Source organism: Rhodanobacter sp. FW021-MT20, from assembly GCF_041107475.1.
Taxonomy (GTDB): Bacteria; Pseudomonadota; Gammaproteobacteria; order Xanthomonadales; family Rhodanobacteraceae; genus Rhodanobacter_A; species Rhodanobacter_A glycinis.
The window spans coordinates 149,588-171,202 of the sequence record NZ_JBGBPX010000006.1 but is presented as its reverse complement, the minus strand read 5'-3'; the positions used below and the strand labels follow the sequence as shown (position 1 = coordinate 171,202).

24 protein-coding genes are annotated in these 21,615 nt (G+C 65.4%); 18 read left to right on the top strand and 6 right to left on the bottom strand.

Annotation, left to right across the window (positions count from 1 at the left end; translation table 11 throughout):
* Window positions 1-37 precede the first annotated feature (37 nt).
* Both AB7849_RS09270 and AB7849_RS09265 read left to right on the top strand, forming a co-directional pair.
* Window positions 38-1,045 (top strand): SDH family Clp fold serine proteinase, encoded by a 1,008-nt coding sequence (locus AB7849_RS09270; RefSeq protein WP_369500936.1) that lies wholly within the window; start codon window positions 38-40, stop codon window positions 1,043-1,045.
* Window positions 1,035-1,250, top strand: a complete 216-nt coding sequence (locus tag AB7849_RS09265; protein ID WP_157618207.1) for a hypothetical protein — start codon at window positions 1,035-1,037, stop codon at window positions 1,248-1,250. The genes AB7849_RS09270 and AB7849_RS09265 overlap by 11 nt, the downstream gene beginning before the upstream one ends.
* A gap of 251 nt (window positions 1,251-1,501) precedes the next feature.
* On the opposite strand, the gene AB7849_RS09260 is transcribed toward AB7849_RS09265, so the two are convergent.
* Window positions 1,502-2,449: a LysR family transcriptional regulator gene (locus AB7849_RS09260; protein ID WP_008215568.1), complete on the bottom strand. Its 948-nt coding sequence runs from the start codon at window positions 2,447-2,449 to the stop codon at window positions 1,502-1,504.
* A 107-nt stretch (window positions 2,450-2,556) separates the two neighbouring features.
* Between AB7849_RS09260 and AB7849_RS09255 the strand changes: the two genes are divergently transcribed.
* From AB7849_RS09255 to AB7849_RS09245, 3 genes are all read left to right on the top strand, one after another.
* Window positions 2,557-3,291: an SDR family NAD(P)-dependent oxidoreductase gene (locus tag AB7849_RS09255; RefSeq protein WP_369500943.1), complete on the top strand. Its 735-nt coding sequence runs from the start codon at window positions 2,557-2,559 to the stop codon at window positions 3,289-3,291.
* Between the two features lie 28 nt (window positions 3,292-3,319).
* Window positions 3,320-3,970 carry an NADPH-dependent F420 reductase gene (locus AB7849_RS09250; RefSeq protein ID WP_237711923.1) on the top strand — a complete coding sequence of 217 codons (651 nt, stop codon included), beginning with the start codon at window positions 3,320-3,322 and terminating at the stop codon, window positions 3,968-3,970.
* A gap of 90 nt (window positions 3,971-4,060) precedes the next feature.
* Window positions 4,061-4,819: an oxidoreductase gene (locus tag AB7849_RS09245; RefSeq protein WP_008215564.1), complete on the top strand. Its 759-nt coding sequence runs from the start codon at window positions 4,061-4,063 to the stop codon at window positions 4,817-4,819.
* Window positions 4,820-4,862: 43 nt separating this feature from the next.
* On the opposite strand, the gene AB7849_RS09240 is transcribed toward AB7849_RS09245, so the two are convergent.
* Entirely contained in the window at window positions 4,863-5,885 is a 1,023-nt protein-coding gene (locus tag AB7849_RS09240; protein WP_008215563.1) for a class 1 fructose-bisphosphatase, read from the bottom strand.
* 140 nt (window positions 5,886-6,025) lie between these two features.
* On the opposite strand from AB7849_RS09240, the gene AB7849_RS09235 reads away from it, so the two are divergent.
* From AB7849_RS09235 to AB7849_RS09210, 6 genes are all read left to right on the top strand, one after another.
* Window positions 6,026-6,628 carry a DJ-1/PfpI family protein gene (locus tag AB7849_RS09235; protein ID WP_008215562.1) on the top strand — a complete coding sequence of 201 codons (603 nt, stop codon included), beginning with the start codon at window positions 6,026-6,028 and terminating at the stop codon, window positions 6,626-6,628.
* A 10-nt stretch (window positions 6,629-6,638) separates the two neighbouring features.
* Window positions 6,639-6,848 carry a hypothetical protein gene (locus AB7849_RS09230; RefSeq protein WP_008215561.1) on the top strand — a complete coding sequence of 70 codons (210 nt, stop codon included), beginning with the start codon at window positions 6,639-6,641 and terminating at the stop codon, window positions 6,846-6,848.
* Complete coding sequence (locus tag AB7849_RS09225; RefSeq protein WP_008215560.1) at window positions 6,845-7,252, top strand: GFA family protein; 408 nt, start codon at window positions 6,845-6,847, stop codon at window positions 7,250-7,252. The genes AB7849_RS09230 and AB7849_RS09225 overlap by 4 nt, the downstream gene beginning before the upstream one ends.
* Window positions 7,253-7,271: 19 nt before the next feature.
* Window positions 7,272-7,901 carry a glutathione S-transferase family protein gene (locus tag AB7849_RS09220; protein ID WP_008215559.1) on the top strand — a complete coding sequence of 210 codons (630 nt, stop codon included), beginning with the start codon at window positions 7,272-7,274 and terminating at the stop codon, window positions 7,899-7,901.
* Window positions 7,902-7,997: 96 nt separating this feature from the next.
* Window positions 7,998-8,702: a helix-turn-helix transcriptional regulator gene (locus AB7849_RS09215; protein ID WP_008215558.1), complete on the top strand. Its 705-nt coding sequence runs from the start codon at window positions 7,998-8,000 to the stop codon at window positions 8,700-8,702.
* Between the two features lie 99 nt (window positions 8,703-8,801).
* A complete protein-coding gene (locus AB7849_RS09210; RefSeq protein WP_008215557.1) occupies window positions 8,802-10,556 on the top strand; it encodes a DUF885 domain-containing protein in 1,755 nt (584 codons plus the stop codon).
* 53 nt (window positions 10,557-10,609) lie between these two features.
* Here the strand turns inward: AB7849_RS09210 and AB7849_RS09205 are convergent, their stop codons facing one another.
* Window positions 10,610-11,461 (bottom strand): hypothetical protein, encoded by an 852-nt coding sequence (locus AB7849_RS09205; protein ID WP_008215555.1) that lies wholly within the window; start codon window positions 11,459-11,461, stop codon window positions 10,610-10,612.
* A 200-nt stretch (window positions 11,462-11,661) separates the two neighbouring features.
* On the opposite strand from AB7849_RS09205, the gene AB7849_RS09200 reads away from it, so the two are divergent.
* From AB7849_RS09200 to AB7849_RS09185, 4 genes are all read left to right on the top strand, one after another.
* Window positions 11,662-12,054 (top strand): MbcA/ParS/Xre antitoxin family protein, encoded by a 393-nt coding sequence (locus tag AB7849_RS09200; RefSeq protein WP_008215554.1) that lies wholly within the window; start codon window positions 11,662-11,664, stop codon window positions 12,052-12,054.
* Window positions 12,055-12,208: 154 nt separating this feature from the next.
* Entirely contained in the window at window positions 12,209-12,898 is a 690-nt protein-coding gene (locus tag AB7849_RS09195; protein WP_008215550.1) for an RES family NAD+ phosphorylase, read from the top strand.
* Window positions 12,899-13,139: 241 nt separating this feature from the next.
* The gene (locus AB7849_RS09190; protein ID WP_008215548.1) at window positions 13,140-13,835 is read left to right on the top strand and encodes a hypothetical protein; all 696 of its coding nucleotides are present in this window, start codon (window positions 13,140-13,142) and stop codon (window positions 13,833-13,835) included.
* A gap of 27 nt (window positions 13,836-13,862) precedes the next feature.
* Window positions 13,863-14,450 (top strand): C39 family peptidase, encoded by a 588-nt coding sequence (locus tag AB7849_RS09185; protein WP_008215545.1) that lies wholly within the window; start codon window positions 13,863-13,865, stop codon window positions 14,448-14,450.
* Between the two features lie 159 nt (window positions 14,451-14,609).
* Here AB7849_RS09185 and AB7849_RS09180 read toward each other — a convergent pair whose 3' ends face one another.
* From AB7849_RS09180 to phhA, 3 genes are all read right to left on the bottom strand, one after another.
* Window positions 14,610-16,934, bottom strand: coding sequence for a serine/threonine-protein kinase (locus AB7849_RS09180; RefSeq protein ID WP_008215544.1), 2,325 nt, complete (start codon window positions 16,932-16,934; stop codon window positions 14,610-14,612).
* A complete protein-coding gene (locus AB7849_RS09175; protein ID WP_008215542.1) occupies window positions 16,934-17,485 on the bottom strand; it encodes an ECF-type sigma factor in 552 nt (183 codons plus the stop codon). Before AB7849_RS09175 ends, AB7849_RS09180 begins: the two co-directional genes overlap by 1 nt.
* 250 nt (window positions 17,486-17,735) lie before the next feature.
* Window positions 17,736-18,629 carry a phenylalanine 4-monooxygenase gene (phhA, locus tag AB7849_RS09170; RefSeq protein WP_008215540.1) on the bottom strand — a complete coding sequence of 298 codons (894 nt, stop codon included), beginning with the start codon at window positions 18,627-18,629 and terminating at the stop codon, window positions 17,736-17,738.
* A 162-nt stretch (window positions 18,630-18,791) separates the two neighbouring features.
* On the opposite strand from phhA, the gene AB7849_RS09165 reads away from it, so the two are divergent.
* The 3 genes from AB7849_RS09165 (at window position 18,792) to AB7849_RS09155 (ending at window position 21,178) form a co-directional block, all read left to right on the top strand.
* Window positions 18,792-19,292: an Lrp/AsnC family transcriptional regulator gene (locus tag AB7849_RS09165; RefSeq protein ID WP_008215537.1), complete on the top strand. Its 501-nt coding sequence runs from the start codon at window positions 18,792-18,794 to the stop codon at window positions 19,290-19,292.
* 75 nt (window positions 19,293-19,367) lie between these two features.
* Window positions 19,368-20,168 carry a lysophospholipid acyltransferase family protein gene (locus AB7849_RS09160; protein ID WP_008215536.1) on the top strand — a complete coding sequence of 267 codons (801 nt, stop codon included), beginning with the start codon at window positions 19,368-19,370 and terminating at the stop codon, window positions 20,166-20,168.
* Window positions 20,165-21,178, top strand: coding sequence for a YheT family hydrolase (locus AB7849_RS09155; RefSeq protein WP_008215534.1), 1,014 nt, complete (start codon window positions 20,165-20,167; stop codon window positions 21,176-21,178). Before AB7849_RS09160 ends, AB7849_RS09155 begins: the two co-directional genes overlap by 4 nt.
* Window positions 21,179-21,615: the final 437 nt, after the last annotated feature.

Below are 21,615 nucleotides of genomic sequence, written 5' to 3'. Positions count from 1 at the left end.
ACCCGATGGGTGAAGGGCAGATCCACCGCAGGTGTTGATGTGGTGCGGTTTGGCGGGGAGAGATCACGGAATCAGGAAGAAGGTTGAAAAATTCACGAAATCTAAGGTTCTGTGTTATGTGACGGGCGACCGGCAGAACCAAGGCATACAAATAGCACAGGATGCAATTGATTATGTTGTACATCATTTAGACACAATTGGCGTCACCAAGAATGTATCGCTAGTCATATATTCGAGAGGAGGCGACCTCCTAGCCGGTTGGAACATCGTAAATCTTATTCGGCAGTTTTGTGACGAACTGACTGTCATCGTTCCAATGAAAGCTCATTCAACGGCCACACTCATCGCGCTTGGTGCTACAAGCGTGATGATGACGAAGCAAGCCACGCTTGGGCCGATCGACCCGAGTGTTAATGGTCCACTTAACCCTGTTGCCCCCGGGCCTAACCCAATGGCGCGAGTACCGGTTGGTGTCGAGTCGGTTAGTGGATACTTTGACTTTGTCAAAAGCCTTGGCGTGACAAGTGAGGCACAAATTGCCCAGCTCGTTATAAGCCTTAGCCAACAACTAAACCCGCTTGTGCTTGGCAACGTGTATCGCTCGCGTACACAGATTAGGATGCTTGGAAAGCGACTACTGTCTAGCCACATAAACAATGGCAAAAAGGTAGACAAGATCCTTGACTTTCTTTGCAGCGAAAGCGGCTCCCACGATTACACCATCAATCGTAGAGAAGCGGCAAATGAGCTTGGCCTTAAGATCAGAAAGCCCACTGATTCACAATACGCAGTCATAAAGGCGCTGCATGACGACTACGCGTCTGAACTGAAGCTCCTTACGCCATACGACCCCAACGTCTTGCTTGGCCAGGAGCCGGAAATTGAGTACTCAGTCACACGTGGTTTGCTGGAAAGCGTCGATGGTGGTTCGACACGCTTTATCAGCCGCGGTAAGCTACGACGCCTAACCATGAATGGACCTGCTGGTCCGCAAGAGGCGATGGAAGACCGTCGCACTTTCGAGGCATGGCATCATGAAGACTGAAGCAGAAGTGGTCTACATCGAGGCTCCAGCATCTGCTCGCTTTGTTTCGGACAGCCCTTCATCATCGGCCCGTTACGTTAGCTACGAGCAACCATCTGCCGTGATCTTGGACTCTCTCGACCAGATCATGAAGAACCACACTGTCATGCGCACCAATAACGTGAGTGTGGATTGGGTAGTTGGCGACTCGCTTGAGGAAGCCTAACAGTTCGCTGCAGCCGCCATCCCGCTACGGGGGCTGTCGGCGGCTGAGCTCGGGCGTTGAAAACGGGCCTTCCCGAAAGCTGCCGGTCGTCACCGGCAGCAAGGGGTCGACTCCGGCCGGTCAGCAAGGGCTGTGCATCACTGATCATCACCAGCGTGGTGATCATGTCGGTCCAGCACGCGCACTGACGGTCGCTGGTCCTCATGGCGAACGTTCTGCCATGGGCAGCAGGCGATGCCTGCTCACGGACTTCAGACTTTCGCGCCCTTGCCCGGGACGGGGCGCTGCCCGGCTTCCTTCGGGATGCCTTGGGGTTTGCCAAGCAGCTCGACCAGCCGTGACTCGCATGGGGAGAGGTCATGGCCCCGTCGTTGCGAGACCATGAACGTGAGCGGGCCGAGGTGCCAGGCGCGGCGCTCGAGTTCGACCAGCGCTCCACTTGCCAGATCCTCGCCGACGAGGTGTCGCGGCATGTGTCCCCAGCCGAGGCCGGCCTTGAGCAGATCACGCTTGGCGCCGAGGTCGTTGACCAGCCACTGACGCTTGCCGGCCACGCCCTGTTGGGTCTTTTCCGCGTGTGGCTGGTTGTCGGTGACGACGATCTGGACATGTCGACCGAACTCGTCCGACGGGATCGGCTTCGGTGTCGAAGCGAGCGGGTGGGATGGCGCGCATACCGTCGCCATCTCCGCCTCGCACAGCCAGTGGCGTTCGATGGCATCCGGGTTCACCGCCGGCACGTTCTCGATCGTGACGGCCAGCGCGCACACCCTTTCGAGCACCAGCCTCTCGCCGCCTTGCATGGTGGTGATGCGCAGGTTGATCGCCGCGGTGGGGAACTCCACTTGCAGCGTCCGCAATCCGTCGATCAGCTGGGCACGCGGGAAATAGACATCGACCGCCACCGAAAGCTGGGGCGCCCCGGCTCTGGCGATCGAGCCGGCCCGGGTCTTCATTTCTTCCGTGCGTGAAATCACCGCCCGTGCGTCCGGCAACAGGCTGCGCCCGGTCGCGGTGAGCTGGGCCTTGCGGGTGTTGCGCTCGAACAACTCGACATCGAACGCGCTTTCCAGCGCCTTGATCGCGTGGCTGATGGCCGATTGCGCGCGGCTGAGCTTCCGCGCCGCACCCGAGAAGCTGCCCTGGTCGCATACCGCAACGAACGCACGCAGTTGGTTGATGGTGACGTTGTCGAGCACGATTCATCCAAAGAATAGATCTTATTTAGCAGTTTTTCGTCAATTGTATTGATGTGTCAACAGCCCATCTTGGTTTCTGTCTTCAACAGAAAACCCAGGTGCATGACATGAACAGACTGCTTGGAAAGACCGCCGTCATCACCGGTGGCGCCACCGGCATCGGCCACGCCGCCGCCAGGCGCTTCATCGAGGAGGGCGCCTTCGTCTTCATCTTCGGCCGTCGCCAGGAAGCGCTTGACGCCGCGGTAGCCGAGCTCGGGCCCAACGCCCGCGCAGTGAAAGGCTCGGTTTCCGACCTGGCCGACCTGGATCGGCTCTATGCGGCAGTGAAGGCCGAGCGCGGAACCCTCGATATCGTCTTCGCCAATGCCGGGACGGGAAGCCTGCTTCCGCTCGGCGAGATCACCGCCGAGCAGATTGACGAGACCTTCGATACCAATGTGAAGGGGACGACCTTCACGGTGCAGAAGGCGTTGCCGCTGATGGGCCAGGGTGGCTCGATCATCCTCACCGGATCGAGCGCCGGCACCACCGGTGCCCCGGCCTTCAGCATCTACAGCGCCAGCAAGGCGGCCGTGCGCAACCTCGCACGGAGCTGGGCGGAAGACCTGAAGGGCACCGGCATCCGGGTGAACGTGCTGTCGCCCGGGCCGACGGCGACCGAACTGGCCAAGGCGGCGGTGGGCGAGGAAGGCATGAAGGCCTTCGCCGCGATGAACCCGCTGCAACGCATGGCCGAACCGGCGGAGATCGGCGCGGCGGCGGCCTTTCTCGCCTCGTCGGACAGCAGCTTCATGACCGCCAGCGAGCTCGCCGTCGACGGCGGCCTGGCGCAAATCTGACGCGCTGCGCCCTGCGGTGCTCCATTCGATGCTTCGGAGCGCCGCCAGGGCGCGGTGCCAAACCCAAGGAAAAACCATGAGCTACGCAATTATCGGTTTCGGCAAGATCGGCCAGGCCCTGGCCAGGGCGTTTGCCCGCAACGGCATCGACGTATCCGTTGCCACCACCCGCGACCCGGCCAGCTTTGCCTCCGCCGCGGCCGCGATCGGACCCACCGTTATTCCCAAAAAACTGGCGGACGCGGTCAAGGCGGACGTCGTCTTTCTGGCCGTCCGTTTCGAATCGCACCCGGAGGTCGCCAACGCGCTGCCGAACTGGAAGGGCAAGACGATCGTCGATGCGATGAACACGTTTGCCGACCCCGTCGACGAGCTTGCCGGCCTGCCGTCCTCGGCCTTCGTGGCCAAGGCCTTCGCCGGCGCCAAGCTCGTGAAGGGCTTCAATCACCTCGCCGCCGGCGTGCTTGCCGAGGATCCGCACGTCAACGGCGGTCGCCGGGTGGTGTTTTTGTCGAGCGATGACGCCGACGCGGCGGAGACGGTGGCGGCACTTGCCGAACAACTCGGTTTCGCGCCCGTCCATCTCGGCAAGCTCGGCGAAGGTGGCGCGCTGGTGCAGGCGCGGGGCAACAGCTGGGGGCCGCTGATCTTCCAGGATCTGTTCAAGAAAACGCCGTGAGCGACACAGGGCGTCACGACCAGATCGTGATCGCCCTGCCGCCTGAATCACGGCTCCGGAAACATCAACCTCTCTGCGAGGAAACTTCTCATGACCAACAAACTCGATTTCTCGAAAGAACTCATCGGCCGCCGTGCCCTGGTCACCGGAGGCACGCGTGGCATTGGCGCGGCCATCGCGCAACGCCTGCTCGATGCCGGCGCCAAGGTTGTCATCGCGGCGCGTACACCCAACGACGACATGCCCAAGGGGGCAACGTTCGTCGCCGGCGACGCCAGCACGGGCGAAGGCGTGGAGGCGATCGCGACGAAGGCGCTCGCCGCGCTCGGCGGTCTCGACATTCTGGTGAACAACGCGGGCGGTGCAAGCGCGTTTCTGGCAGGGTCGTGGACGATTCCCGACCAGGCGTGGCACGACAGCATGGCGCTCAACCTGTTCGCCGCGATCCGCCTGACGAATGCCGTGCTCCCGGCGCTGCGGGCGTCGAAGGCTGCCGCCGTCGTGAACCTTTCTTCGGCTGCAGCGACGATGCCGTTCGGCCCCTTTGCGCACTACGGCGCGGCCAAGGCGGCGCTCAATTACTACTCGCGCACGCTGGCGATGGAACTGGCGCCAAGCGGCATCCGGGTGAACGTGGTCTCGCCCGGCGTCATCGCGACGCCAGGTTCCGAAGAGTTTGCCAAGGCGACGCCGGGATTCTCCGCCGACGACTGGCTGCGGAATATTCCGCTGGGTCGGATCGGTGCCACCGAAGACATCGCCGAGGTCGTCGCACTGCTGGTGTCCGATCGCGGCAAGTTCCTGACCGGCGCGAATTACCCCGCCGATGGCGGCATGACGGCGCGCTGAGGCATGTGCGCCAAAGGGCGGGGATACGGTGCCCGGGGGCGACTCAGCCCTGCGCTTCGTCCGCGTCCATGTGGTAACGCGTGGCCAGTTCGATTTCCTGCTTCGAGCCAAGGAATACCGGCACGCGCTGGTGCAGCGCGGTGGGCTGCACGTCCATGATGCGCTGGCGGCCGGTGGTGGCGATGCCGCCGGCCTGCTCGACGATGAAGGCCATCGGGTTGGCTTCGTACATCAGGCGCAGTTTGCCGGTGGCGCCCTTGGCGGCGATCTTGGCGTCCATCGGATAGAAGAACACGCCGCCGCGGGTGAGGATGCGGTGCACGTCGGCGACCATCGAGGCGACCCAGCGCATGTTGAAATCCTTGCCGCGCGGACCGTCCTTGCCGGCCAGCAGCTCGCCGATGTAACGCTGCATCGGCGCTTCCCAGTGGCGCTGGTTGGACATGTTGATGGCGAACTCGGCGGTGGCTTCCGGAATGCGCAGGTTGCGGCGACTCAGCACGAAGCTGCCCACTTCGCGGTCCAGCGTGAATTCGTGGGTGCCGTGGCCGATGGTCAGCACCAGCACGGTGGCCGGGCCGTACACCACGTAACCGGCGGCGAGCTGGGTGGTGCCCGGCTGCAGGAAATGTTCCGCCTTCGGTTCGACTGCATTGTCGGGGCAGCGCAGCACCGAGAAGATGGTGCCCACCGAGATGTTCACGTCGATGTTGGAGCTGCCGTCCAGCGGATCGAACAGCAGCAGGTGATGGCCCTTGGGGTAGCCATCGGGAATCGGCTGCGGGTCTTCCATCTCTTCCGAGGCGCAGGCCGCCAGGTGGCCGCCCCAGGCATTCGCCTCCAGCAGGATTTCGTTGGAGATCACGTCGAGCTTCTTCTGCGCCTCGCCCTGCACGTTGTCGGTGCCGGCATTGCCCAGCACGTCGCCCAGTGCGCCCTTGCCGGTGGCCACGGCGATGCGCTTGCAGGCGCGCGCCACCACCTCGATCAGCAGCGAAAGCTCGGCATTGATGTGATTGGCGCGGCGTTCCTCGATCAGGAACTGGATCAGCGAAATGGGCTTCATGTCGAGTCCGTCGAATCCTTGGCGAAAAGAACGCCCATTGTCCCGGCTCCGGCCTTCCGGCGCCAGCCGGTAGCCCCCTGCTGACAGCACGTTGGCAGCAGGGGGTGCGCATGCTGTACCTCCATCACGGAGGGAACGACATGCGCGATACGGTCTATTTCCTGGTTTTCGACGGTTTCGCCGACTGGCAGGCCGCGCTGGCACTGTGCGAGGTTCGCCGCCCCGGCGACTGGCGGGTGCGCACGGTCGGCTTCACCCTGGCCCCGGTGGTCTCGATGGGCGGCCTTGCCGTGCAGCCCGAGCTGGCCCTGGCCGAGCTGGACCTGCAGCGCGCCGCCATGCTGATCGTGCCCGGCGGCCACCTGTGGCAGCGCGGCGAGGGCGAATCGGCGGTGGCGGCATTGCGTCGTCTGCATGCCGCCGGTGCACCGGTGGCCGGCATCGACAGTGGCGTGCTGGCCCTGGCCCGCGCCGGCTTGCTGGATGCTTGCCGGCACACCGGCGACTGGCCGGGCCATATCGCCAGCCGCGTTCCCGACTACAGCGGGGCCGACCAGTACGACGCCAACGTGCTGGCGGTAAGCGATGGCGGCACGATCACCGCCAGCCATCTGGGCAGCGTGGAATTCGCACGCGAAGTGATCCGCACCCTGGACCTGTACAGCCCCGCCGAACGCGAGGACTGGTACCGCCTGTTCAAACACGCACTGCCGCCCTGGGTGGCGGTTGAAGCCGCCGCCTGAGGAAACCACCATGCGTCCCGCCCTGCAACGCCTGCTGATGGCGTACCGTCCGCTGTACATGAACGGCCTGCTGCGCGATGGCCAGTTCCACCTGCCCAAAGTGGTCGATCCGTCCGCACTCGTGCCTGCACCCAAGCGCGCACCCGTGTCGCGACGTAACTTGCTGGTGACACTTGCCAGTGTGCTGCACCTGAATTCCCGACATCGGAGCAAGCCATGACCAAGAAGACCTATCACGGCAGTTGTCATTGCGGCGCCGTGCGCTACGAGGCCGACATCGACCTGGCCGCCGGCACCGGCCGCTGCAATTGTTCGATCTGCACCAAGACGCGCTATTGGGGCGTGGTCGTGAAGCCGGATGCCTTCCGTCTGCTCGACGGCGAGGATGTACTGTCCGACTACCAGTTCAACTCGCACAGCATGCACCACCTGTTCTGCCGGCATTGCGGCGTGCGACCGTTCGGGCGCGGTCATATCGAGGAGCTTGGCGGCGATTTCATGTCGATCAACCTGGCCTGCCTGGACGACGTGGAGCCGGGCGAACTGATCGACGCGCCGCTGCGTTTTTCCGATGGTCGCCACGACAACTGGATGAATCCACCCGCCGAGACGCGGCACCTGTAAATCTGTCGAGGGAATGTCCATGACCAGCTCACGCCCCACTTTCTTCCACGCCCTGCAAAGCCGCTCGACCGGTGCCCACGCGCTGCTCGAAGAGCTGGGTGTCGATTACGACGTGCATCTGCTCGACCTGCAGGCCGGCACCCAGCGCCAGCCCGAGTATCTGGCGATCAACCCGATGGGCAAGGTGCCGGCGATCCTGCACGACGGCGCGTTGGTCAGCGAGCAGCCGGCGGTGTTCATCTATCTGGCCGACCGTTTCCCTGCGGCCGGGCTGGCGCCTGCGCTGGACGATCCGTTGCGCGGCCCGTATCTGCGCTGGATGGTGTTCTACGGTTCGTGCTTCGAGCCGGCGCTGATCGACCGTTCGATGAAGCGCGATCCGCCGCCATCGCGGCAATCGCCCTACGGCAGCTGGGACGACGTGTTCAACGCCTTGTCCGGCCAGCTCGCCCACGGCCCGTGGCTGCTCGGCGAGCGCTTCACCGCCGTCGACGTGCTGTGGGGCATCGCGCTGGGCTGGACCACCCAGTTCGGGCTGGTGCCGGCGACGCCGACGATCCGCGCCTATGTCGACCGCGTGGCCGCGCGCCCCGCCGTGCAGCGTGCCGCGGCCAAGGACGCCGAGCTGCTGGCTGCGAAGCAGGGTTGATGCGGTGAACGGCCGGCGCGTCCCTGCCATCGGTCATGCCGCGATGCATGACCGTTGTCGCAGGCGCTGCGATCCGCTTCGCGGCATCATGCGTCAATGCGCCGAGCCGACCGCCTGTTCCTCATCATCCATGCCTTGCGCGGGCGTCGCACCGCGCTGCAGGCGCGCAACCTGGCCGCCACGCTCGGGGTCTCGCTGCGCACGGTGTATCGCGACGTGGCCGACCTGCAGCTTTCCGGCGTGCCGATCGAAGGCGAGGCCGGCGTCGGTTACGTCTTGCGCAAGGGTTCGGACATCCCGCCGCTGATGTTCACCGCCGACGAGCTCGAATCGCTGGTGGTCGGCACGCGCTTCGTGCGCGCGTTCGCCGGGGACAAGCTGGCCGCCGGCGCGCAGGCGGCCTTGTTGAAGATCGAGGCCGTGCTGCCGCCGGAATTGCGCGAGCGCGCCGCGCGCACACGCATTTACGCGCCGATGTGGCGCGACGAAAAAAGCGTCGAATTCGCCGCGCGCATCGATCGTCTGCACGCGGCCATCGGCGCCAGCCGCGTGCTGCGGCTGGACTATCGCGACGAAACCGGCAACGCCAGCGCGCGTGAAGTCGAGCCGCTGTGCCTGGCTTTCTGGGGCGGCAAGTGGACGCTGGGCGCGTGGTGCCGCCTGCGCGAAGGCTTCCGCAATTTCCGCCCCGACCGTATCGATACCCTGGCCGAAACCGACGAGGTGTTCGCCAACGTGGCCGGCCGCGACCTGGATGCCTACCTGCTGGCGATGCGCGGCTACTACAGCGGCATGGAGTAATCGGAGACGTCTCCGCGCAGCACGGGCCTGCCTATCGGCACGGTGCCTGCCGCGCATTCGGTGCGATCATCGACGCATTTGAAGCGTGGAGATGTGCCGATGAATCGATGGCTGGGTAGTCTGCTGCTGGCAGGCCTTGTGTATGGCGCCTGCGCGCAGGCCGGAACCACCGACGATCGTTTCCGCACGATTTACCAGCACGAGTGGGCCTGGCGCACCGGCCAGGCGGGCGCCAGCGCGAAGCCGGACAACAGCCGGCTGGACAGTGTCGACGCCACCAGCCAGCAACAGCGCCTCGACTACTGGCGCAAGGTGATGCAGCAGCTCGACACGATCGACGTGAAGCAGCTCAGCCAGGCCGATCAGGTGAACTACGCGGTGTATCGCGAGCAGATCCGCAACTTCATCGCCGACCAGCAGTTCAAGCAATGGCAGATGCCGTTCAACAGCGACTCCTCGTTCTGGGGCGACCTGGGTTACGAGCTGGGCGGCGACAATCTGCGCAGCGCGGCGGACTACCAGAAATACCTGCGCCGGCTTGGCGAAGTGCCGCACTACTTCCAGCAGCAGATCGCCAACATGCAACTGGGCCTCAAGCGCGGTTTCAGCGTGCCGCGGGCGGTGCTGGACGGGCGGGATCGCTCCATCGCCGCGGTAGCCGAGCTGAAGGACCCTACCCGGAGTAGCTTCTACCAGCCGTTCCTGCACATGCCGGCCACCATGCCGGCGGCCACGGCCGCGAAGTTGCAGGCACAGGCGAAGCAGATCATCGCCAACGGTGTGATTCCCGCCTACGCGAAACTGCTGACGTTCTTCGACGACGATTACGTGCCGCATGCGCGCACCACGCTGGCCGCCGAAGCGCTGCCGGACGGCAAGGCGTATTACCGCCAGCAGATCCGCGAATACACCACGCTCGACCTCACCCCCGACCAGATCCACGCCATCGGCCTGAAGCAGGTGGCGAAGATCCACGCGCAGATGCTCGATGTGATGAAGCAGAGCGGCTTCAAGGGCAGCTTCGCCGAGTTCCTGCACTACCTGCGCACTGATCCGAAGTTCTACGCCAAGACGCCGCAGGAACTGCTCGACAAGACCGCTTGGGTCGCCAAGGAGGTGGATGGCCAGATGTCGAAATTCTTCGGCCATCTGCCGCGCGAGCGCTTCACCATCGTGCCGGTACCGGCCGATATCGCGCCGTACTACACCTCCGGCCGCGGCGGCGCCAGCGAATACCTGGTCAACACCTACGACCTGAAGTCGCGCGCGCTGTTCAACATGCCGGCGCTGACCCTGCACGAATCCTATCCGGGCCATTCGCTGCAACTGGAACTGGCCAGCGAGGACCACAGCCAGCCCGCGTTCCGCCGCAACGGCTACATCTCCGCCTACGGCGAAGGTTGGGGGCTGTATTCGGAATTCCTCGGCAACGAGATGGGCATCTACAAGACGCCGTACCAGAAGTTCGGCTTCCTCACCTATCAGATGTGGCGCGCCTGCCGACTGGTGGTCGACACCGGCATCCATCACCTGGGTTGGACGCGCCAGCAGGCGATCGATTACCTCACCGAAAACACCGCGCTGTCGACGCTGGAAATTGCCAACGAGGTGGATCGCTACATCAGCTGGCCCGGCCAGGCCGACAGCTACGAGCTGGGCTACCTGAAGATCCGCGAGCTGCGCGCCAAGGCGGAGCAGGCGCTGGGCGAGAAGTTCGACATCCGCGCCTTCCACGACACCGTGCTGTCCACCGGCTCGGTGCCGTTGCCAGTGCTGGAGGCACGCATCGACCGCTTCATCGCCGCCGGCGGCCCGGAGCCGGATTACGGCAACGACCGCAAGAAAGGCAACTAGCCTTCATGCCGTGGCCCGGCGCATGGCCGGGCCACGGACACTGCGGCAAGCGCCTACTTGTAGCCGCCGATGCGGACGTTGCCCAGCAACAGCTTCGCACCGTGGTCGTACTTCATCGGCGCACTGATGAAGAAATAGCGCGAAGGATTGTTCTGGAACATGCGGCTGTCGAGGATCTTGGTGCGATCCAGCCACACACGCTCGCGATTGCCATCCACCGCGATCGATACATGCAGGATGCGATTGGCATAACCCTGCACGTTGAAATCCGGGTTGGAATTGAAGCCGCTGGCACCGCTGTACACGCTGACGTCGCTGCCTGCGTTGAAGAACAGCAGATCGATGGCGTTGAGCGCGCCGTCATTGACACCGTCGGACAGGTAATCGGTCGCCCGGTCATCGCCGGCGAAGCCGAACAGCGGGTTGTTCAGGTCACTTGGCGTTTCGGCCAGCGGCAGCAGGTCGAACTCGATGGTGAAGCGATCAGGCAGGCGATGTTCGCGTGACAGTTTGAAGGTGGAACTGCCCGACAGTTCCAGCCATTTGCCCGGGAAACCCTGCACGCTGACCACCTGGCCCGAGCCATTGGTTTTCCACGGCTGTGGCATGGCGCCAATCGAGGTGGCGGCGAAATCGTCCTGGTACAGGCTGACCGGCGCCGGGCTGAAGTCGAATCCGCCGGTGATGCGCGGCATGCCACGGCGGGCCGTGGTGGATTGACCGTTCATGGCTGCATCGGCCTCCTCGCCAGCCTTGTCCTGGATCTTCTGCTGCACCTTCTGGGTAACCGTGTCGGTGACCGAGTGCAGGAACGAGCCGATGCTTTGCGCATGGCAGGGGCTGCTGGCCGCCAATGCCAGCAGAGGCAACGCGAATACGGTGGCAGCCAGTGTGAACTTGTGCATGGAATCCTCCTTGAATGGGATGTCGCAATCGACTGGGTGTCGCGTGCATCTTGCAACATCATCGGCGGGATCGCTGCGAACGCCCGCACATCGGGCGGACTGATGCCCGATGGGCACGCGGGCACCGATGGCGCAGCCGGCATTGGCTAAAACTTCACCAGTGGATGTAAGATGCATGAAACTCTACACATGGAGTTTCGATGAGCGCACACAATCTGTCAGTGGCAGCCCCGGCCGAAGCTACCGGCGGCCCTGCCTTGCGGGCGTTCTTCCGCCTTGCCGGGCACTGGAAGCTGCGCATCGCCGACCAGCGCAAGCTGCTTGGCGATCCGCCCGAATCCACCTTCTACAAATGGAAGCGCCAGCAGGACGGCAGCCTGGGCCGCGACACGTTGGAACGCATCAGCTATCTGCTCGGCATCTGGAAGGATCTGCAAATCCTGTTTCCCGATCCGGCGCAGGCCGATGCGTGGCTGCACAAGCCGAATGCGGCGCCGCTGTTTGGCGGCCATTCCGCGCTGGAACGCATGCTGTCGGGCAACGTGGCCGACCTGTACGTCGTGCGCCAGTACCTGGATGCGCAGCGCGGATGAAGCGTCACGGCGGCGAGCCGTCGCGGCGAGCGAGACGGTCAAGCCGCACGCTTTGCTCCTCCCCCTGCAAGCAGGGGGAGGTTGGGAGGGGGTGGAGCGACCCCACCCCGGCCCTCTCCTGCTTGCAGGAGAGGGGCATATCCTGGAGCCTCCGATGCCAATAGAACTGCCACCCGTCAAACGCATTCGCTGGAACCAGGCATATCGCATCGTGCCCAGCCGCTTTCCGCCGGTGGGCCTGTTCGACCGCATCGCCGATCCGGCCGATCTCGATGCGGTGTTCGCGATCGAGGCGATGACCAACCCGCGTTTGCGCGAGGAAGCCGGCGCGCTGGCGCTGATTCCCAAAGAGCATCGCATCAGCGGCCCCGGCAGCACGCCGGTGATGGCGGCGTTCACCCATCTCAATCCCGAAGGCAGCCGCTTTTCCGACGGCAGCTGGGGCGTGTTCTATGCCGCGCACAGCGTGGCCACGGCGGTGGAGGAAACGGTCTACCACCGCGAGCGCTTTCTGGCCGCCACCGCCGAGCCGGCCTGCGACATCCCGATGCGCTGCTACCGCACCCAGGTCGATTGCCGCCTGCATGACATTCGCAGCGGCTGGAAGGCCGAGCACGACCCGGCTGCCTATGCAGCCAGCGTGAAGCTGGCGCGCGTGCTGCGCGACTCGGGCTCCAACGGAATCGTCTACGACAGCGCGCGGCACCGTGGCGGCGAATGCCTGGCGGCGTTCCAGCCCGACGTGGTGGCGCCGTGCGTGCAGTCGCAGCACCTGATCTATCGCTGGGACGGCCAACGTGTTTCGCAGGTGCTGGAAGTCAGCGAGATTCCGCGCGCGCGTTGAGGTTCCGGCCTTCCCCGGGAAGGCCTTACGTGAGGCGATTGGCGGCATGTCCCGAGGCAGCCGCCGTGCCCGGACGTGATCCAGCGCACATCCTGCGTGGTTGGCTGGCGGGGTGGGCCGAGGTTCCGTGTCTTGTCTGAGTGGGTCCACGCGAAACGGCGTGGGGCCCGCGTGTCGGCAGCCGTTCGGGGGAGCGGCCCGATGACATCGGATCGGACATTGACTCTCGGGGAGATCTCTCATGAAGAACATGCGTTACATCTTGTTGGCGGCGGTGCTTGCGGGAGGCACGGCGTTCGCCCAGGCGCCGGCCGGTGCGGGCGGCGCGGATTTCGTGATGGCGACGGCGTCATCGTCGTCGCCGGCTCGGGTGGCCGCCATGCGCGGCCTGCACCAGTTCGCGGCGCGCTTTGCCGGTGACGCCGGGCAACTGCCGAAAGGCTTCCCGCTGGATGTGCGGGACGTGGGTCAGTTGCGCCATGCGCGGCTCGGCTGGGGTTTCCAGGTGTATGACGTGAGCCGTGCGGCGCTGATGTCGGGCGCGGACATGGAGGCCGATGCGCAACCCACCGGCATCTGGCGTTACGAAGTGGTTTTGCACGGTCGGCCGATCGGCCTGCTGACCATGGCACGCACGGCCGCGGGCTGGTCGATGGTGTCGCTGGGCGGGGCCAAGCTGGTCGGTGACATCCAGGATGTGGTCGGCGCCTACGGCAAGCAGGCCGCCACCCGGTTCCGTTACGTGCGCGTACCGCAGGCCACGGCGGATTTCATCCAGGTCAAGCACGGTGCGGCGGCAGCGCAGTACGCCCCGCTGCAGGCCGCGCGCAGCGCGTTGCGGATGCAGGCGCAAGCGGCCAGTGGATCGGGCCTGCTCGACGGCAGTGCGCTGCAGGCGCAGCTGCGCAAGGTCCTCGCCCGCGATACCTCGAACTGATCCCCGCCCTGTCAGGAGAAACCAAACATGAAAACCATGCATCGTCTTGCCGCGGCGATCGGCATCGCCGCGCTTTCGTCCGTCGCGGTGGCCGGCAGCGGCTACAACTACCTCGGTGTCGTCAAGGTCGTGCAGGAGCACAGCAACTGGTGCTGGGCCGCCTCGTCCGTGGACGTGCTGGACTGGTACGGGGCCAACCCGAGTCAGTGCAGCGTGGTGAACTGGGCGTTCGGTCGTTCCGACGCGTGCGGCAACAACGTGTTCGACTGGAATTCCGACGCGAACTCGCCGAACGCGCTGTATGGCCAGGCCGGCAGCGTGCAGTCCATCCTGCAGAACGGCGGCCTGAGCAGCACGGCCTATACCTCGGCATTGAGCTGGAACGCCATCGTCAGTGACGTCGACGCCGGCCATCCGTTCGTGATGCGCTTCGGCTGGTACAGCGGCGGCGGCCACATCCTGGTGGGCTACGGCTACGACGACGAACAGGGCACGCAATACGTCGGCTACATGAATCCGTGGCCGGGCGAAGGCTTCACCTGGTCGACGTATGCCTGGACGGTGTCGGCGGCGTACGACCACACCTGGACCGATTCATTGCGGACCTCGAACTGAGCAATGCCGGGGCCGGGCATGTCCCGGCCCCGGCGTGCCATCGCCCTGCTGCAGGTCGGGGCGGTGGCACGCATTCCCTTGTCCGGTTCGATGGAATCCGGGTGGTGCTTGGGCGATGCACGGAGAAGCGTCGACACGCGTTGCGCGTCGACGCCGGCATCAATGCAGCCATTCGCGCGCCATCGCGATCTGGTTGCCGCGACAGTCGGGGCGCTGGCCGACGGCTTGCAGCGACTGGCGCAACAGCGCCTTGCCGTCCACGGCATGGCCTTCGTCGACCAGGGCCAGGCCCAGGCCGAGGCGCAACATCGACAGGCGTCGATAACCGGCAGGATAGGTTTTCGTGGCAGCGTCGATCGCCGTGTCGTAGCGCCGGGCGGCTTCCGCCGGGCGTCCCTGCGCCAGAGCCAGGTCGGCCTCGTTTTCCAGCAACGTCACCTGGATGTAAGGCGTGGCCGCGGCGTTCGTGCCCAGCGCCTGCCGTGCGCGCGCCAGCGCATGCGCGGCTTCATCTGCATGGTGGCCCTGGAGCAGGGCCATGCTGAGCACGCTTTCCGTCATGGCGTACCAGGGATGCTGCGTGCCCAGGGTTTGGGCGCGACCGTCTGCCGCCCGGCGCAACCATTGCGCGCCTTCGTCCGGGTGGCCCGCGCAGGTGATCGCCAGCCCGAGATCGTGCGTCACCGTCAGCGTGGTCGGGTGCAGCGGGCCGTAGCGATGGTCGAGCCGGGTGAGCAGATCGCGCAGCAAGGTGGTGGCCTGGTCGTAGTGGCCCAGGCCGATCAGTGCGGCGGCGATGGCGATATGGGTTTCCAGGGTCAACGGGTGATCGACGCCCAGCGCGTGTTCGTCGAGCGCGCGCGCCTTGCGCGCATGGGCGAGTGCCAGCGACCAGTGACCGAGGCGGGATTCGCACAGGCCCAATCCCATGTAGGCATCGGCACGGGTCACCGGGGCGGCATCCGCCAGTCGTGGCAGCAGGGCGGCATAGCGCGCTTCGCACAGGCTGAAGTCGTCGCGCAGGAAGGCGGCGCGGGCCAGCTGCGCATCGACTTCGGCGAGCAGTTCGGCATGCGGCTGCGGGCTGGCCAGTACGTCATGGCGCAGGACGCGCAGGTGCTGGTCGGCGGCTTGCAGGCTGGCTGGATCGATGGCGACCTGCTCGCGCGCGAGCCGGCTGCGCAGCACGCGCTGGTCGTGTGCGCCGTAGGCCGCGGTGAAGTGTTCGATCGCGTGACTGAAGGCGCGGCGTGCGGTCTTGAAGTGGCCCAGGTTGGCCAAGGTACGACCCAGGCTCATCTCGACTCGGCCGGCGACCTCGGGCAGATCGTGCAGGCGCGGCTCCACCCGGTCCAGCGCATGTTCGCTGAGCGCGGCCACGCTGAGGTCGCTGGAGCCGCCTTGCAGCGGATCGGCGCCGGGCAGGAAATCCCGGTTGAGGAATGCATTCACCGCCTCGGCCACGGCTTGCGCATGCCGGGCGGTATCGCGTTCGCGGGTCAGCTTGAGCATGAAGCCGGCCACCATGGCGGCGAATGCGAGCGCCGCCAGCAAGCTGCCCACGGTACCGAACGGATGGGCACGCAACAGCAGGTGCAGTCGGTGCGGCAGTCGCGGAGGTCGCGCGCTGACCGGGCGATGGCGCAGCACGCGCTGCAAGTCGTCGTGCAAGGCCGAGGCGCTGGCATAACGCCGGGCCGGCAGCGGGTCGGTCGCCTTGGCGATGATCGCGGCCAGATCGCGCGGATACGCAGGTGCCGGTCGGCCGGGTTTCTCCGCGATCAACACGTGGTGCAACAGCCGGCCGAGTTGCCAGATGTCCGAGGTGACTTCGGTGGCGCCGCCGGCCCGTTGTTCCGGGCTGGCAAAACCGGGGGTGCAGGCGCTGGGTGCATCCGCATCGAGCAGCCATGCCGCCACGCCGAAATCGATCAGCTTGGGCCGGCCGTCGCTGTCCACCAGCACGTTGTCCGGCTTGATGTCGCGATGCAGGAGCAGCCGGCCGTGGGCGAATTGCACGGCTTCGACCACGGGCAGCAACAGGCGCACGCGAGCGCGCCAGTCCAGCCCGGCGCTGGCGGCATGCGCGTCCACAGGCAGCCCTTCCACGTGTTCCAGCGCGAACCACAGGTGACCGTCGGCGCTATGGCCACCATCAAGCAGGCGCGCGATGTTCGGATGGCGCAGCCGGGCGTGGATCTGCCGCTCGTGGCGGAATCGGTCCGCATGCCCGGCATGCAGGCGGCTGAGCGGCAGCCACTTGATGGCGACATGTTGCTCGTACGCACCATCGGCGCGCGCGGCCAGGTAGACGATGCCCATGCCGCCGCGGCCCAGTTCGCGCTCGATGCGGAACGCGCCCAGCATCTGGCCGCAAGCCAGTTCGGTAACGCCCAGCTGCTCGCGCAGCATGCCTTCGGCCAGTGCGCCGCCGAGCAGCCGACCCGGTTCCAGCAGCCGGTCGAGCGTGTCCGGCGTGGTCATCAGCCAGGTTGCAGACAGACGCGCAGGCGCTCGCGGGCCTGCTGCCAGCGACGTTGCACCGTGCGCAGCGGAATACCCAGCGCGGAGGCCGTCTCCATTTCGGTCAGGCCGCCGAAGATTCGACAGTCGATCACCTGGCTCAGCCGCTCGTCTTCGCGCGCGAGCCGCACCAGCGCCTCGTCCAGCATCAGGACATCGTCGGCTTCCTGGTCGGCGCTGAGCTGCTGGCGTTCCAGCGTGACGTGGATGGCGCCACCGCCGCGCTTGGCCGCCACGCGATCACGCGCGTGATTGACCAGGATCTGCCGCATCGCGCGGCTGGCCAGGGCGAGAAAGTGGTGGCTGCTGGTGATCGCGTCGGCACGGCCGCCGGCCACGCGCAGATAGCATTCGTGTACCAGCGCGGTGGCATTCAGCGTGCAGGCGCCACGTCCGCGCACGGTGCGGCGCGCAAGTCGCAGCAGGTCGTCGTAAAGCAGCACGACCACGCGCTCCCATGCATCGGGATCTCCGTTTCGCGCACTCGCCAGCAACTGCGTCGTTTCACCCATGTCACCGCATCCCGGTGCATCCGTTCGTCCGAGTCTAGCAATCCCCATGGAGCGGGCACGTCGAGGCGCGCACATCCCCGACGGCTTTGCAGCATCGGGGCGCGCAGGGAATGCGAGGCTTGCGTGAACTTGACGACACGGCGGAAGGGCCGGCGCTCGGGCTGGCAACCCGGGCGGTCAATCGTTGCGGGTGGATCGGCCCGCGATGTCCGGGCTGCGGTGCTGGAGACGGAATCGGAGCGCGTCTTGCTCAGGTATCCGCGTTGGTGGCCCAGCCCTCGCGGTTGCCGCGGGTGAATACGCGGTCGCCGTCCAGCACGTCGCCGGCGGCGTGCGCCGGCTGTTCGCGCAGTGACGCGTAGATCGGTGCGAAGTCCGGCTTCGTCGCTTCGAACAGCTGCTCGAAGCTGTCGATCACGAAATAGGTTTGCTGATAGGTGTCGATGCGGTAGCGCGTGCTCATCACGCGCTCCAGGCCGAAACCGATGCGGTTCGGCGAGGCCGAGTCGAGCGAGTAGATCGATTCGCCCTTCGAGCTGACGATGCCGGCGCCGTAGATGCGCATGCCGTCGGCGGTGTTGATCAGGCCGAATTCCACCGTGTACCAGTACAGGCGGGTGAGGTTCATCAGCGCTTCGGGGCCGATGCCGAAGGCCTTCATGCCGCCGCGGCCGTAGGCCTGCATGTAGTCGGCGAACACCGGGTTCAGCAGCAGCGGCACGTGGCCGAACATGTCGTGGAACAGGTCCGGCTCGCTGAGGTAGTCGAGCTGGTCGGGCTTGCGGATCCACCAGCTGACCGGGAAGCGGCGGTTGGCGAGGTGGTCGAAAAACACCTCGTCCGGCAGCAGGCCTTCCACCGCGACCAGTTCCCAGCCGGTGGCCTTGGCCAGCACCTGGTTCAGGTCGGCGAATTTCGGAATGCCGCCATCGCCCAGGCCGAAACGCTCCACGCCGTCGAGGAATTCCTGGCAGGCGCGGCCGGGCAGCAGTTCGCGCTGGCGCTTGAACAGCGTGTCCCAGACCTCGTGGTCGGTCTTGCTGTAGCTGGCCCACGGCTGCTCCACCACGCCGGTGGCGTAGACCGGCACATAACCGCGATCGGTCTGCTGGTGTTCGACTTTGCGGGGTGGGTTGTGGTCCATGGCTCGGCTCCGGGGCAGAATGGCTGGGTCATCCCGCTTGCGTCAGGGTGACCAACAAGAGCATACGACGGATAAGCCGCACAAAGGTTGTGATGTTGTGCAAACAAGCTTGATGCGCGCAATATTCGTGCTCAAACAGCCCTTGTCATCGAGGTATCGTGCATGACTACGCTGGATCGTACCGACCTGCGTCTGCTCGCCGTGCTGCAATCGGAAGGCCGCATCACCAACGCCGAACTGGCCGAACGGGTCAGCCTGTCGCCCTCGGCCTGCCTGCGCCGGCTGCAACGGCTGGAGGCGGACAAGGTCATCATCGGCTATGCCGCGCAGATCGATCCGCAGTCCGTCGGCCTGGGACTGCAGGCTTTCGTGCGGGTGCAACTGGCGCGGCACGAGGGCACGGCGGTGGAGCGTTTCGTCGAACAGATCAACGGCTGGGACGAAGTGGTGGCCTGCCATGCGCTGACCGGCGAGATGGATTACCTGCTGCATGTCTATGTGGCCGACTTGCAGGACTTCTCGCGCTTCCTGCTCGACCACCTGCTGAATGCCGCCGGCGTGGCCGATCTCAATTCCAGCTTCGTGTTGCGCACGGTGAAACGTTCGCCATCGCTGCCGCTGGCGCAGATGGAGAAACACGGCGCGGTCGCCGCTTCGCGATGAGGCGCATGCCACGCCAGCCGGATCGCGCACCAGAGGCAGACGTCGCACTGGATCTAACGCTAAACTAATCCGTTCATGAGCATTGACTCCGCCACTGTCCCTGCCCGCGATTTCCTGCGCCCGTTGCGTTACCTGTGGCGCGTGCCGCTGCTGGTGCTGCATGCGTTGCTGGCAATCGCGCTGGCGATTTTCGTGATGAGCTGGAATCGCGACCGCGTGATGCAAAACGGTCGCGAGCCGTTTTCGCATCGGCTGATCCGCTGGTGGTCGATCGGCTTGATGCGCATCTTCGGCCTGCGCTCGGTGCGCTTCGGCCAGCCGAAAGCCGATCCGGTCATGTTCGTGGCCAATCACACCTCGTGGATCGACATCGAGCTGCTGCACAGCCAGCGCGCCGCCTGCTTCGTGGCCAAGGCCGAGATCGCGCACTGGCCGCTGGTCGGCTGGCTGGCCGCCAGCGGCGGCACCATCTTCCATCGTCGCGGCAACAACCATTCGCTGTCGGCGGTGATGCAGACCATGGTCGAGCGGCTGCAGGCGGGGCGATCGGTGGCGGTGTTTCCCGAAGGCGGCACCGGCCACCACGGCGTGCTGAAGGTGTTCCACGCGCGCATTTTCCAGGCCGGGCTGGATGCCCAGGTGCCGGTGCAGCCGGTGGCGCTGCGTTTTGCGCGACATGGCCGGCGCGTCATCGATGCCGGTTTCCGCGAAGAAGAAAACTTCCTGCAGAACTTCCTGCGCCTGCTCGGCAGCGCGCCGATGGACGCGGAAGTGCATTTCCTGGAGCCGGTGCCGGCCAGTGCCGAGGGGCGTCGCAAAATGGCCGAGCTGGCACGCGAGCGCATCGGCGCCGCCCTGGAAGACCGCGCCGCATGAGCCTGCCGAGCGGAAAGGACTTCCGTCCGTCCTGGCCGCTCACCAGCGGTCACATCCAGACCATGCTTTCCTCCAGCGGCGTGCGTCGCATGCTGCTGCCGAAAGCGGCGCGCGAAGTGCTCGAAGGGGCCGAGACCGTGGTGGTGGATGCCGGCGACGGCGTGCGCCTGAGCGGCGCCTTCACCGCGCAGAAAGTCCACGCGCAACCGCGCGGCCTGGCCGTGCTGTTCCACGGCTGGGAAGGCAGCGTCGACAGCACCTACGTGCTGCAGACCGGCAGCCGCCTGCTGCGCGAAGGCTGGGACATCTTCCGCCTGAACTTCCGCGACCATGGCGACAGCCACTCGATGAACGAGGCGCTGTTCCATTCCTGCCGCATCGATGAAGTGGTGCATGCGCTGGGCGACATCGCGCAGCGCTGGCCGGCGCGACCGATGGCGCTGGCCGGCTTCTCGCTGGGCGGCAACTTCGCGCTGCGTGCCGCGATGCGGACCTCGCGCGCAGGCATTCCGCTGAGCTACGTGCTGGCGGTATGCCCCATCATCGATCCGGCCGAAGGCCTGTTTTCGCTGGAGAAGGCCGCGCCCTGGTTCTACCAGGCCTACTTCATGCACAAGTGGCGGCAGTCGCTGCGCGCCAAGCAGGCGGCGTTTCCGCAGCATGTGTATTTCGAGATGTCCGAGCTGAAGCAGAACCTGCGCGGCCTCACCGAAGCGCTGGTGCTGCGGCATACCGATTTCGGCTCGCTGCAATCCTACCTGGACGGCTATTCGGTGGCCGGCGACATCATGCAGGCAATGCAGATCCCCGCCACCATCCTCACCGCGCGCGACGATCCGGTGATCCCCGTTGCCGCGTTCGAGAAGCTCCAACTGCCACCCAACGTGGAACTGGACATCGCCGAGCACGGCGGCCATTGCGGCTTCATCCGCGGCCGCAACATGACCAGTTTCACCGACGACTACATCGCCGCGCGCTTCAATGCGCTGCTGCCCGCGCAGGGCGGTTGAGCACACTCAGGGCGACGACGATTGCTCATCGTTGTTTGATCAAACGCCCATCCCCACCACGTTCTTGCCTGCCCTTCCTGTGCAGGCAGGAGGCGCTTTTCCACGGACGAAGGTCCGGTCATTCATTGACCACGCAGCTTGAACAGCCGTGATCGCCCCGGCCTGATCCACGTTGATGTCGCAAGGCACCTATAGCCTTCATCGGGATGACGAGTGCGACCTCCGGAGTAACAACCCGACGTCGAGAGGCCGTCAGCGCAAGCTTCGCCTCAATGGCATTCCCGGGGCAGCGTTCTGAACGCATGCTTGGGTCATTCCGGACGACAGCTGGTCGCGACATGGCGACGAGGCTTTCGGCGTCTCCGCACCGGCAGCCTGACACGTCCTGTCAAACCGCCATGCCATCGTGGCCACGGTGCCAAGACGTACCGCGAGCG

Coding starts and splice junctions, on each gene's coding strand:
- AB7849_RS09225 (WP_008215560.1), top strand. CDS start 6,845: ATGACCAAGAAGACCTATCACGGCAGTTGTCATTGCGGCGCCGTGCGC.
- AB7849_RS09205 (WP_008215555.1), bottom strand. CDS start 11,461: ATGCACAAGTTCACACTGGCTGCCACCGTATTCGCGTTGCCTCTGCTG.
- AB7849_RS09220 (WP_008215559.1), top strand. CDS start 7,272: ATGACCAGCTCACGCCCCACTTTCTTCCACGCCCTGCAAAGCCGCTCG.
- AB7849_RS09200 (WP_008215554.1), top strand. CDS start 11,662: ATGAGCGCACACAATCTGTCAGTGGCAGCCCCGGCCGAAGCTACCGGC.
- AB7849_RS09215 (WP_008215558.1), top strand. CDS start 7,998: ATGCGCCGAGCCGACCGCCTGTTCCTCATCATCCATGCCTTGCGCGGG.
- AB7849_RS09160 (WP_008215536.1), top strand. CDS start 19,368: ATGAGCATTGACTCCGCCACTGTCCCTGCCCGCGATTTCCTGCGCCCG.
- AB7849_RS09250 (WP_237711923.1), top strand. CDS start 3,320: ATGCTTCGGAGCGCCGCCAGGGCGCGGTGCCAAACCCAAGGAAAAACC.
- AB7849_RS09155 (WP_008215534.1), top strand. CDS start 20,165: ATGAGCCTGCCGAGCGGAAAGGACTTCCGTCCGTCCTGGCCGCTCACC.
- AB7849_RS09245 (WP_008215564.1), top strand. CDS start 4,061: ATGACCAACAAACTCGATTTCTCGAAAGAACTCATCGGCCGCCGTGCC.
- AB7849_RS09195 (WP_008215550.1), top strand. CDS start 12,209: ATGCCAATAGAACTGCCACCCGTCAAACGCATTCGCTGGAACCAGGCA.
- AB7849_RS09235 (WP_008215562.1), top strand. CDS start 6,026: ATGCGCGATACGGTCTATTTCCTGGTTTTCGACGGTTTCGCCGACTGG.
- AB7849_RS09190 (WP_008215548.1), top strand. CDS start 13,140: ATGAAGAACATGCGTTACATCTTGTTGGCGGCGGTGCTTGCGGGAGGC.
- AB7849_RS09165 (WP_008215537.1), top strand. CDS start 18,792: ATGACTACGCTGGATCGTACCGACCTGCGTCTGCTCGCCGTGCTGCAA.
- AB7849_RS09255 (WP_369500943.1), top strand. CDS start 2,557: ATGAACAGACTGCTTGGAAAGACCGCCGTCATCACCGGTGGCGCCACC.
- AB7849_RS09185 (WP_008215545.1), top strand. CDS start 13,863: ATGAAAACCATGCATCGTCTTGCCGCGGCGATCGGCATCGCCGCGCTT.
- AB7849_RS09240 (WP_008215563.1), bottom strand. CDS start 5,885: ATGAAGCCCATTTCGCTGATCCAGTTCCTGATCGAGGAACGCCGCGCC.
- AB7849_RS09270 (WP_369500936.1), top strand. CDS start 38: ATGTGGTGCGGTTTGGCGGGGAGAGATCACGGAATCAGGAAGAAGGTT.
- AB7849_RS09230 (WP_008215561.1), top strand. CDS start 6,639: ATGCGTCCCGCCCTGCAACGCCTGCTGATGGCGTACCGTCCGCTGTAC.
- AB7849_RS09180 (WP_008215544.1), bottom strand. CDS start 16,934: ATGACCACGCCGGACACGCTCGACCGGCTGCTGGAACCGGGTCGGCTG.
- phhA (WP_008215540.1), bottom strand. CDS start 18,629: ATGGACCACAACCCACCCCGCAAAGTCGAACACCAGCAGACCGATCGC.
- AB7849_RS09210 (WP_008215557.1), top strand. CDS start 8,802: ATGAATCGATGGCTGGGTAGTCTGCTGCTGGCAGGCCTTGTGTATGGC.
- AB7849_RS09265 (WP_157618207.1), top strand. CDS start 1,035: ATGAAGACTGAAGCAGAAGTGGTCTACATCGAGGCTCCAGCATCTGCT.
- AB7849_RS09175 (WP_008215542.1), bottom strand. CDS start 17,485: ATGGGTGAAACGACGCAGTTGCTGGCGAGTGCGCGAAACGGAGATCCC.